The organism is Flavobacterium sp. (assembly GCF_043780635.1).
In the GTDB taxonomy this organism is placed as follows: Bacteria; Bacteroidota; Bacteroidia; order Flavobacteriales; family Flavobacteriaceae; genus Flavobacterium.
In genome coordinates this window covers 1-10,744 of sequence record NZ_JAYWCK010000021.1, presented here as the reverse complement: position 1 = coordinate 10,744, position 10,744 = coordinate 1, and the positions used below count along the sequence as shown (strand labels likewise).

At 33.1% G+C, this 10,744-nt stretch carries 7 protein-coding genes and 1 tRNA gene; 2 read left to right on the top strand and 6 right to left on the bottom strand.

The window, feature by feature from the left end:
- Window positions 1-293: 293 nt before the first annotated feature.
- Window positions 294-366, top strand: a tRNA-Met gene (locus ACH2BV_RS01570).
- A gap of 54 nt (window positions 367-420) precedes the next feature.
- On the top strand, window positions 421-1,680 hold the full coding sequence (locus ACH2BV_RS01565) for a tyrosine-type recombinase/integrase (RefSeq protein WP_395048795.1): 1,260 nt from the start codon (window positions 421-423) through the stop codon (window positions 1,678-1,680).
- A 311-nt stretch (window positions 1,681-1,991) separates the two neighbouring features.
- Here ACH2BV_RS01565 and ACH2BV_RS01560 read toward each other — a convergent pair whose 3' ends face one another.
- From ACH2BV_RS01560 to ACH2BV_RS01535, 6 genes are read right to left on the bottom strand one after another with little or no spacing between them, the layout of a single operon-like run.
- Window positions 1,992-2,180 (bottom strand): hypothetical protein, encoded by a 189-nt coding sequence (locus ACH2BV_RS01560; protein WP_395048794.1) that lies wholly within the window; start codon window positions 2,178-2,180, stop codon window positions 1,992-1,994.
- Window positions 2,181-2,184: 4 nt separating this feature from the next.
- Window positions 2,185-4,167, bottom strand: coding sequence for a sialate O-acetylesterase (locus tag ACH2BV_RS01555; RefSeq protein WP_395048793.1), 1,983 nt, complete (start codon window positions 4,165-4,167; stop codon window positions 2,185-2,187).
- Entirely contained in the window at window positions 4,168-6,393 is a 2,226-nt protein-coding gene (locus tag ACH2BV_RS01550; protein WP_395048792.1) for a glycoside hydrolase family 3 N-terminal domain-containing protein, read from the bottom strand.
- Between the two features lie 51 nt (window positions 6,394-6,444).
- Window positions 6,445-7,902, bottom strand: coding sequence for a glycoside hydrolase family 30 beta sandwich domain-containing protein (locus ACH2BV_RS01545; protein WP_395048791.1), 1,458 nt, complete (start codon window positions 7,900-7,902; stop codon window positions 6,445-6,447).
- A gap of 24 nt (window positions 7,903-7,926) precedes the next feature.
- Entirely contained in the window at window positions 7,927-9,663 is a 1,737-nt protein-coding gene (locus tag ACH2BV_RS01540; RefSeq protein ID WP_395048789.1) for a glycoside hydrolase family 30 beta sandwich domain-containing protein, read from the bottom strand.
- Window positions 9,664-9,686: 23 nt separating this feature from the next.
- Complete coding sequence (locus ACH2BV_RS01535; protein WP_395048787.1) at window positions 9,687-10,535, bottom strand: endonuclease/exonuclease/phosphatase family protein; 849 nt, start codon at window positions 10,533-10,535, stop codon at window positions 9,687-9,689.
- Between the last annotated feature and the right edge of the window lie 209 nt (window positions 10,536-10,744).

Below are 10,744 nucleotides of genomic sequence, written 5' to 3'. Positions count from 1 at the left end.
AAAAGTGCTTGTAACAGGATTTTAAAATCCTGTTACAAGTACTTTTTTATTGTCTGAAAACAACGCTAATCAAAATAAGCAATGTTTTTCAGTGCCCTCTGAAAATCTGCAGGTTTTTTTTTGAATATCTAGGTATAAAATTTATTATACTAACAAAAAAATCCTATTCTTGGAATGCAATTTATTTTAATTTTTTAAATGCTATCCTGTCAGTTCAATAGAGAAAACTCAAACAATTTTTTATAAATCGCTTGTATTTATTAAAATTCGTCGTATATTTGCACCCGAAACAACGCGGGATAGAGCAGTAGGCAGCTCGTCGGGCTCATAACCCGAAGGTCACAGGTTCGAGTCCTGTTCCCGCTACGAAGTTAATTCATTAAAAACTAACGATTTAGAGCAATTTAAATCGTTTTTTTTATGCCTAAAATTAATGTATTTTTGCTGAATGAATACAGAAACGCATACGGTTTGAGTCCGAAGAAGAATTATTCCTTACCCAAAATTTATGATGCCAATGGCGACTTGAGTAAACGTTGGTATCTTTATTTCTCGTTTAGAAATCCCAAAAGTGGTCTCCTTGTAAAACAAACCCCAATTTATGGAGGTGCAAATACATTTAAAACCAAACAAGAGCGTTTCGAAATTTTAAATTCCTATCGAAAAACATTGTTGGAATACTTAGAAAAAGGATTGAGCCCTTATGAAGATAATACTGTAATTCCAACCGAGTTTTCCAATGTTCCAATAATGGAAGAAGCGCCATTAATTCTTGAAGAGGTTCAAACATCCATTCGGGAAGCCTTTGCACTTGGAATAGACATCAAGGAAAATGTTTTAAGCAAGACTTCGATAGCTGGTTTTAAAAGTAATGTTAATCGTTTTGAAAAATGGCTTAATGAAAATGGTCATGAGCATCAATCTGTTAAAACAATTACTAAGAAAACGGTTATCAATTACTTGAATACTGTTTTAGCCAACACAACACCTAGGACCAGAAACAACGCCAGAATTGATTTGGGCTCCTTATTTCAAACTTTGGAGGATAATGAACTTATCATAGAAAATTTTATTAGAAAAATCAACGTATTAAAGGCCATACCTGAGCGGAATAAGACCTACACTGATGTACTTCAAAATGATATTTTTAAGTATATGGAGGAAACAGATCCGAATTTGTTACTTTTTGTTAAGTTTATTTCATACAACTATTTGAGACCTATAGAAGTTTGTAGATTGCGAATTGGAGACATTAATTTGGTGGATAATAAGTTAATCGTTGATGCAAAAAATGGCAAGGGTAAAACTAAAATGATTCCGGAAATACTGCTAAAAGAACTACCCGATTTGTCTAAGTTAAACAAAAATTATTTCTTGTTTACTGCTAATGGAATAGGGGGTGAATGGGAAGCTACTGAAGTCAATAAAAGGGATTCTTTTACGAATCGCTTCAAAAAAGTAAAAGACCATTTCGGATTGGGAAAAGACTATGGTCTGTATAGCTTTAGACATACATTCATAACTAAGCTTTACAATCAATATTTAAAGACAATGGCACCATATGAGGCTAAAACTAAATTAATGCTGGTTACAGGTCATAAAACTATGGATGCTCTTGAGTTTTACCTTCGAGATATTGATGCAGTTTTACCAGAGGATTATTCTCATTTGTTGGAATAAAATGTTTAAACCTATCAATTTTAGAAATCTTTTTGAAGGTTTATTTAATTAAAATATCTGAGCCAACAGCCGGGATAGTTATAAAAACATTTGCAGGAATATTTTTTACATTTTAATCTAAAGGATTGGTATGTTTATGAATTTGATTAACCACCTCAAAATTGCCTCACAATCACCTCACACAAAATAAATAATTGTGTCTATTGCATAATTTTTGAGCTACGAACTTCAATGTAACTCAAATGAAAAACGTTAACTTAAAATTGAATGATTTTAAATAATTTTCAAAATGTGAAAAACCGTAAACTAATTCAATTTAGATTTTGTAAGACCTCGTGATGAAAGCTGTAAAATCCTGTTTCATAAGGATCGATTATATAATTCCATTCGCCATTAAAAGAAAAACTATTTCTGTTTTGCACATTATTAATCTGCATTTGTGAAACTCCAAAAAAAGGCAATCGAATTACTAGAAAAGTTTTCTTCAAAAAAGTAATCATTGATTTAGTGTATTAATTTTGGAATTTTATATACTGCTTCTTCTGTACTCAGTTTCCAATTGTCGGTTCTAAAAGGAATAGCAGGAAAACCTTCATTATTAAACAAATTACAATTGGACGCATCGCCAATCCAACCAAAACGAATAGCGAATGGATTTGCAACTTTATCGCAAGTTATAATCACTTTATCCTCTTTTATAAATGCATTTGCTGTATAAAAAACATGATCGTCTGCAGCTACCTCAAATCCGTAAATAAATTCATCATTATTTGTTGTTTTTAATCCTGAACCAATAGAATCAAAAGTAATGATGGCTTTACCTTCTTTGTTTTCAAATGATGCAAAAGTTGGTCCGCCACAAATCATTTTTTTATCATATACATTATTAAATGCTATTGTTGCTAATCGTTTACCGACTTCCTGCTTGTTTGTAGGATGAATGCTGTTTGGATTTCCGATATCGGTTGTAACAACCATTGCCGTATTTGGAATTTGCAATGTAGTAGTTTGTGCTTCGCGAAGTTCTGCCCAAGAGCAACCTTCATTGCTGTTCCCTTTGGTTTTAAAGGTTGCTAATTGTACAAAATAAAAAGGAAAATTAGTATTCCATTTTGCACGCCAATCCTTTATTAATAGTGGAAATGCTTTATTATATTGAAACGCTCTAGTTGCATTACTTTCGCCTTGATACCAAATAACACCTTTGAATGCAAATGGAATCAATGGATTAATCATTGCATTATAACAAAGCGATGGAAATTCGTTTTCGTTTATGGTGTTTTTGATAGTTTCTACTTGAAATTTCCAAGTTCCGTTTAATGGGATTTCCTTTGTGCCTACTTTCAGTTTTAGTAATTCTGTTTTTCCGTGAATTCCGCCACCGCCGCCATTATCAACAACTCTAATGGCAATTATATTATCGGCAACTTTTAAAATTTCGGATGGAATTTGATATTTTCTTTTTACATCCCAGCCATTGGTTTCTCCGATTTTGATTCCGTTTACATACGTTTCGTCGTTGTCGTCAATTGCAGGAATTTCGAGTACATTAGCAGCATTCAAATCTTCTTTATTAAGTGTAAAATGCTTTCGCAACCAAACTACTCCGTCAAAATCCCCTAAGCTTTGTTCTTCCCAAACTCCAGGCTGTTGCAGTTCTAACCAAGAAGTATCATTATAGTTTAACTCTTTATAAAGCGGAATATTTTTTGTGGTAAATTTTGTTTTTTGAAGTGCTTCAATTCGATTTTGAGCAGCTACCATTTTTAAATCTAATAATGCGTTGAGATTTACTTTTGGCATTTGACCTATCATTTCTTTAAACAGCTCCGTCTGTTTGCCATCGCTCGTGTCATTGCTGGATTCAAAACCTTCCCTACTTATCCAAGTTTCAATATTAGTTCCCCCCCATGAAGCATTTATTAAACCAATTGGAATGTGTAATTTTTCTTGAAGTTTTTTGGCATAAAAATAACCGATTCCTGTAAAATCGGAAACTGTTTCTGACGAACACACACTCCATTTTACATTATTTAAAATTTGGTTTGGTATTGAATTGATTTCTTTTGGAATTTTAATATGTCGGATATTTGGATAATTTGCCTTTGCGATTTCATTATTAGCATCATCAGATTGCCCGACCGTCCATTCCATATTAGATTGACCTGAGCAAATCCAAACTTCACCAACAAGCACATTCTTTATTTCGATTATATTTTTTCCTTTTATGTATAAAATATATGGTCCACCAGCTATTTCATTGTCTAAATGAATACTCCATTTACCAGTTTTATCCGCTTTTGTAGTTTTTTTTTGATTGTGGAATGTTACCTCAACTTTTTCATTTGCTTTTGCCCAACCCCAAACGGGAATGCTGACATTTCGCTGTAACACCATATTGTCGGAAAAAATAGAAGCAATAGAAATTTGTGCTTGAATAAGATTCCCAAGTAATAAAAAGAATCCAAGTAAGTAATGCTTTTTCATCTATTTTACTAGTTCAAAATTACTTCTCAACCTAATATCGGCTGAGGAAGAACCTATCATTAAATCGAAATCTCCAAGCTCTGAATTGAATTCTAATTTAGAGTTGTAAAAAGATAATTTTTGATTATCAATTATAAATTTGATGGTTTTGATTTCTCCAACTTCGAGTTTTATTTTTTGGAAATCTTTTAATTCAAGAATCGGTCTTACGACTGAGCCAACTTTATCTCTTAAATACAACTGAACCACTTCCTCACCAGCAAATTCTCCTGTGTTTTTTATAGTTAAGGAAACCTCGATTGATTCATTACTTTTCATTGTTTGTTTTGATAATTTCAAATCAGAATATTGAAATGTGGTATAACTCAGTCCGAATCCAAATGGGAATTTAGGAGAATTGGGCAAATCCGTATAAGCAGAAACATAATTAGTATTTCTATCATTTTTTGCGGGTCTTCCTGTATTAAAATGGTTGTAATAGATAGGAATTTGACCTTCCCCTCTTGGAAAACTCATAGGTAATTTTCCAGATGGATTGTAATCCCCAAAAAGTACATCAGCAATCGCGTTTCCTGCTTCTGAACCCAACCACCAAGTGTATACAATTGTTGGCATATTATCCGCAGTCCAATTAAAAATTAAAGGACGACCTGCATTTATTAAAATCACTATTGGTTTACCCGTTTTTTGAAGTTCCTTTATCAAGTTTTCTTGAACTTCAGGCAGCTGAATATTACTTTTACTTTTGGCTTCTCCGGTCATATTCCAACGTTCACCAATACTTAAAATCACTACATCAGCTTGATTTGCAACATCTATGGCTTCTTGAAAACCAGCTTTGCTTTCCCCTTCAATTCCACAACCTTTGGCATAAAGCAGTCTGGTGTTTTTACCTACTTTATTCTCTAAACCTTCCCATTGAGATACAATGTAAGTGCTATCAACATCTTTTAAATTAATAGCCCAAAATCCGTGGTTGGCTCTTTTTAATTTTACCATTGGACCAATAAATGCAATTGTATTAATGTTTTTGGAAAGCGGTAAAACATGTTTCTCATTTTTTAATAAAACAATACTTTTTGAGGCAACTTTTCTAGCAATTTTAGAATGTTTCGGATTGTTTAATGCTTCTTTTTCTCTTACAGAATCGCAATATCGAAAAGGATTATCAAATAAACCTAATTCAAATTTTTTGTGAAGTATTCTTTTTACTGCATCATCAATCAATGATATAGAAATTTTTTTTTCTTGGACTAATTCTGCTAAATTATTAAGGTATGAATTACTTTCCATATCCATGTCCGAACCTGCAATAATAGCTTTTTGCGCTGCGTCTTTTGAATCTTTTGAATAGCCATGAGTAATCATTTCTCCAATTGAACCCCAATCCGAAACTACAAAACCCTTGAAGTTCCATTTGCCTTTTAAAATATCTCTTTGAATGTATTTATTTCCAGTGGCAGGAATCCCGTTAATATCGTTAAACGAATTCATGAGTGTTGCCGCGCCAGCATCGACAGCTGCCTTGAATGGTGGCAAATAGGTCTCCCACAACATTCTTTCGCTCATATCTACAGAATTGTATTCTCTTCCTCCAACTGCCGCGCCATATGCCGCAAAATGTTTGGCACATGCCATAACCGAATTCAAATCACCTAGTTTTTTTCCTTGAAAACCTTTTACACGCGCATAAGCAATTTTTGAACCGAGATAGGTGTCTTCACCAGCACCTTCCATTACTCTTCCCCATCGTGGATCCCTGGTGATATCAACCATTGGGGCAAATGTCCAGTGAATTCCGGAAGCCGCCATTTCTATGGCTCCAATTCTGGCGGAAAGTTCTATTGCTTCTAAATCCCAACTTGCAGCTTCGGCAAGAGGAATTGGAAAGGTGGTTTTGTAACCGTGAATTGCATCTAAACCAAAAAGCAATGGAATTTTTAACCGGGATTGCATAGCCAATTGTTGATATTGTCGAGTGTAGGTTGTCCCAAGAATATTAAGCATAGAACCTAGTTTTCCAGACTTAATTTCTGTTTGTTTATTTGTATTTATGGTAATTGGACCAGTTGCAGCATTATCTCCCGCATATTGATTTAATTGCCCAATTTTTTCGTCCAAAGTCATTTCCTTCAGTAACACATCAACTTTTTGTTCAATAGATTTTTGCTGGGAAAATGCAGTATAAAAGGAAATTAAAAATAAAATTTTAAAAATGATTCTCATATTTGAACAACTATTATTTGTCTATATAAATCAGGATATGTTGCAAAGTATTTAATAAACTAATGTTTGAATGGCAAAAGGCAAAATTGAAACTTCTGTTGAGGAAGTTCCAACACATAAATTATAAGTTATTTTTTTATTGCTTTGATTTAGTACAATAGTTACCACTTTTCCGTCATTGTTTAAAAAAGAAGTGGTCAACAATTGGCTTCTACTAGCAACTGAACTGATACGTTTTGCTCCTTTATCAATAAATTTTGAAAAATGTCCAATGAAATAATAAGATGGTGTATAAATTAATTCTCCTGTTTTTGTATCTGCATGAATAGGAGAGAAGCAAAAATTTTGAACGTGGTTTGGCCCGCCATTTTCATCTAGCAGGATGTTCCAATCTGTCCAGCCAACCGTTCCATTGTTGAAATCGTTTATCATTGATTTTCCGTAACGCTCTCCATTTTTCCATAGTTGGTATTTTAGGTCATCAAATTTTTCTACGCAACCTTCGGTGAAAAGTAAATTTTTGTTGGGATACATTTCTTGCACCTTGCCCACGTTTTCGAACATCATTTCACCTCCACTCCAGTTTTCGTACCAGTGAAACCCAATTCCCCAAACATATTTATTGGCTTCTGGATCATCAAGAATTTCGCTTGCTCTTTGAGACATTAAGTCTCTGTTATGATCCCAAATCGTGATTTTTTTGTCGCCAAGTCCCGCCTTTTTTAAAGTTGGTCCAAGATAGTTTTTCAAGAAATCACGTTCGTCTTCGGCGGTGTAAATGCACGATTCCCATTTTTGAACAGCCATAGGTTCGTTTTGAATTGTAAGACCCCAAACTGGAATTCCTTCTTTTTGATAACTATTAATAAATTTCACATAATAATTTGCCCAAGATTGATAAAATTCGGGTAATAATTTCCCCCCTTTAAGCATCGAACCATTATCTTTCATAAAAGCTGGTGGAGACCAAGGACTGACATATAAGGAAGCCTCTTTGCCAATTAACCCAAGTGCTTTTTTTATTAATGGAATTCGAAATTTTTTGTCGTGGTCAATGTTGAATGTTTTTAATTCGGCATCCCCTTCGCTCACATAAGTGTACATATCCGAACTAAAATCGCAACTATGAATATTGGTTCTTATCAATGTATAGCCAATTCCTTTGTCTTTTGAATAATAAGCTTCAAGTAATTCTTGTTGTTTATTTTGTGGTAATTTTGCAAAAACTTCAGACGAGGCATCAGTTATCGCTCCACCAATTCCTAGAAATGTTTGAAAAGTTTTATTTGGATTTACAAAAACACAGACTTGAGTTTCAAGTGGTTGTTTTAAATCTGAAAAGGTAAGATTGTCGGTTTTTGTCAACCTCAAATTAGTGCTGTATGCAGAAGTATAAATGCTTATTATTCTATCTTTTACTGAGAAAATTTTATTTTCTGTTTTGTTTTTTTGTTGTGAAAACACAAAAAAAGAAACCATTAAAAGTACTGTTGTTGCTGTTTTTTTCATTTTCATTTTATTTTTCATTTTATTTTACCAAACATAGGTTCCAACAGAGCCAGTTTCCAAAGAAGTAGTTATCCATTTTCCGTTAAATTTTATATTAAATGTTTCGGTTGTTCCTCCATCATTTTCGACAATAAGTATTTTTTTTCCTGTTGATGTTTTAAAGGCTACATTGCTTAAATTACCGCTTATATTTGATGTAATTCTAATAGATCCATTTGGAACAAATTTTGAAGCGTGTGCAATAATATAATAAGCAATATTTCGTGTATAGCCTGAACTGTTATTAATCGTAATTGCCCCTTTGCATTGTGTGCAGCCTCCAGAAGTATGTGGACCAAAAGAAGCATCGTTTGCTAAATTCCATTCTAATGCATTGACACTCCAATTTCGCATAGAACCAATAACAACATTTTTCACATGCCATTTTAAATCCCCTCCAAAGTCACCAACAGAAGAAGTCCATTGTTCTGTAAAATATACTTTTTTATTGGGGAAAGCATTGTGAACGGTTGATAATGCACTAATATCACCACCGTATAAATGAAAAGCAGAACCATCAACATAAGGATAAGCAACAGCATCATTCAAGATGCTTATTGGATAGCTTGGAACATCACAATTGTGATCATAACTAACAATTTTAGTTGTTATACTTGCATTCTGAAATGCCAATCCCAGTTTTTTTATGAAACTTAGTTGTTGTACTGCCGACATTGTCATACTAGGGTTGTTATTTGGATTTAAAGGTTCATTTTGTGGACAAACAGCATCAATCGTGATACCATTTGCCTTCATGTCTTGAATGTACTTTACAAAATAAGTAGCATACGAACTATAATAAATGGCAGCTAAACTACTACCAACTGATGTGTAATTTGATTTCATCCATAATGGAGCGGACCAAGGCACAGCCATGATTTTTATATTGGGATTAAGCAATAAAATTTCTTTGAGCATAAGAATTAATGCATTATCCGGGGCAAGACTGAAATTTGTTTGAGCGGTATCGACTTGACCATTTGGCAAATCATTATAAGAAAAAACAGAGGAGTTCAAATCAGAAGCTCCTATGCTGATCCGCAAATAACTTATGCCGATAGAATTTGTTGCATTGCCAAAAAGTTCTTGCAAGAGTTCTTGTTTTTTTGTGGCATTTAACGAGTTAATTACTGCCACACTTCCACCTGTTAGAGTATACCCAAATCCGTCAATTGTTTGATAGGTCTGACTCTCATCAATATCAATTGTTTGAAAACTGTTAGATACAGTTCCAAATAATTGAATTGTATTTTGTTTTTGAAGCAAAACCGATTGATTGCCTTTTGTTAGCCAAATGTCGAGTTCACTGGCCAGAATTCCGTTGTCTAATATTGTTCCAACAGCTATTATAGGAGCGGTATTAGAAGTGTTGTTAGATGTTACTGTACCTGTTAGTGTAAATGTTTCTGTCGATTCTCCAATGGAGTCATTATTTGTTGGGATATTGACCGTTATTGATGTTTGACCTGCAGGAATTGTTTTGATTAAATTAGTTGTGGTATAATCATTTGTAGAAGCCGTGTTTGGTGTCGTAACAATAGCAATTGTAGTTGCAGAATCACTAGTGCTGCTTAATGATATGGTAAATATCACATCTGTTCCTTCCGTAATAGGAGTACTTGTAATGCTTACTACAGGTTTTATAACAGGAGTTGGCCCTTCATTTGGAGATGAACATTTAGAGAGGAAAGCAGTAAATGCTAAAAAAAGTATTAGTTTCATAATTCTATTTAAAGTAAACATAATTAGTTGTTTAAATTTATTTCAACATAAACCGGAAGATGATCTGACGGATATTTTAAATCTTTTGAATCACTTAAAACAGCATATTTTATGACTTCAATATTTGATTTTTTTGATATAAATATATAGTCAATCAACTTAGTAACTGCTTCATTGTGTTTAAAGTTATTGAATGTTCCTGATGGACCAAAAGGTTTTTGTTTTGATATGTCACGACTATCATTCATTACTTTTTTTAATTCAATAATTCTATCAGTGTTGGGTTCTGAATTAAAATCACCCATAAAAAGCACAGGATATTTTTTAGTATTTAATGATTCGATTTTTGAAAGTATAAGCTGAATCCCTTTTGTTCTGGCCACTTCTCCAATGTGGTCTAAGTGGGTGTTAAAAATCCAAAAAGAAGATTTTGTTCTTTTATCTTTAAATAAAGCATAAGTACAAACCCTGTTAAAAGCAGCATCCCAACCTTTTGACATTTCGTTTGGAGTTTCGGATAGCCAAAATGTATTTGACTCTAGCACAATAAACCGATCTTTTTTATAATAAATATTGGAAGACTCTCCTTTGCCATCGCCGTCTCTACCAATTCCAACATTGTTATATGGAGTTAGAAGTGAGTTGATGTCTAATACTTGATTTGGTTTTGCCTCTTGTATTCCAAAAACATCAGGTTCATAGAATTGAATTTGGGAAGTGAAATACTCTTTGCGATGTGTCCAATCATTTTCACCATCAACTGCAACATCGAGTCGGATGTTATTGGTCATCACTTTTAAATTTTGAGCATTAGAAACAAGGCACATTAATGTGAAAATTAGTACGCCTTTTAATTTATTTGAATTATTCATTTTGAATGGAATTACTGTACCAATTTAAATCAGAATAGAAAAATGTGTATGAATGCGTATTAATTAAATAATAATTATCTGAATTCTTAAATTATTTTTTTAATCTAAAGTAACCCGTTGGGTGTAATTAAATTATTTGATTTTTGATATTGTTTATTGGTCTGTCAAAGATAAATTTATTGACATATTGAACTAAAGTTAATGCCGTT